This window comes from Candidatus Frankia alpina (genome assembly GCF_902806485.1).
GTDB classification, from domain to species: domain Bacteria; phylum Actinomycetota; class Actinomycetes; order Frankiales; family Frankiaceae; genus Frankia; species Frankia alpina.
Genome location: NZ_CADCWT010000491.1, coordinates 1 through 1,152 on the forward strand (window position 1 = coordinate 1; position 1,152 = coordinate 1,152).

Consider the following 1,152-nt stretch of genomic DNA (forward strand, 5'->3'; position numbering starts at 1 on the left):
CACACCAACACAACATTGATGTCACGCAAAGCGACGAAACGTTACCGGGAAAGGCTCAGTGCTCGCAAAGCTTCGAACAAGAGCTCTCGGTCAAAGGTGATGACGAACACGTCGTCATCACCTTTGACCTCGGCGTATTCCACTGTTCGGACATGGACAGCCGCCGGCATGGTGAGCGCCAACGCCCGCTGCTCCTCGGGAAGATTCAACATGATGGCCGAGATCTGGGGCAGGGACTCATTGAGAAAACCGCGGATATAGCCACACCAGAAAGCCGCGAGGAAGCGTGTCTCAGCCGGATCCGCGGTGCGGAGGAAATTGCGGGCCACGACGAGGCGCCAGGACTCCTCGGTGACGCCGTCGAGCATGTACGTTCCCCAGCCGCCGGTACGGTCCCAATAGTTCCACAGCGACACGAAGGCGCGCGGGCCGCTTGGCACGAAATGTCCGCCACGCAGCACGAACTCGACGAGGTCGCGGGCGGCGCCCGCGCCGATCTCCTGCGCGGTGTCCTGGAAGAGGTCCACGCGGTCCGGCAGTAACAACCTCAGCAGCCGGACGACGGTCTCGGTGCGGAGGATGACGTGACGAACCCCCGTCCTACGGATCACGCCGTCCTCGGCCGACAGGCTGAATTCCGGGAGCAGGTCGCTGAGCCGTTTGTTCGCCTCCCGCAGCAGCGGGTGCGAGGCGTAGGACGACCGGTCGATGGTGAACAGGGGCTGGAACGACTCCGCGAGGAAACCCAGAAACCCCTGTACCTGGACCCCTGCGACGGATTTCCGCTGTCGACCAGGTCCCGGACACCTTCGAGATCCGAGTCAAAAACGGTATAGGAATGGGTTGGGGTGTTCATCTCCCGCACCGCCCGGGCCACGTCGACGGCCACCCGGAAAGCCAGATCAGCAGGGCTGGTGAACAGTCGTGTCGGATGCCGGCGCTGTAGCTCGTCGCGGAATTCCGCCTGGAGCTCGCGCAGCTCGTCGGAGGGGACGAGGTCGTGCGGGACGGGCAGGCTCTCGTCGGCCAGGTAGACGAGTACGTGCTTGCCGGTCGAGCGGGCGTGGTCATATTCGGCCATGGCGACCGACCTGGTCGGGTACTGGGACGGCGGGCCGAAGGTATGCCCGAAGATGCCGACGTACACCGAGC

At 64.1% G+C, this 1,152-nt stretch carries 1 protein-coding gene; it reads right to left on the reverse strand.

Annotated features, from left to right (window positions below):
• Window positions 1-41 precede the first annotated feature (41 nt).
• On the reverse strand, window positions 42-611 hold the full coding sequence (locus G6R25_RS24125) for a hypothetical protein (RefSeq protein ID WP_163554669.1): 570 nt from the start codon (window positions 609-611) through the stop codon (window positions 42-44).
• Window positions 612-1,152: the final 541 nt, after the last annotated feature.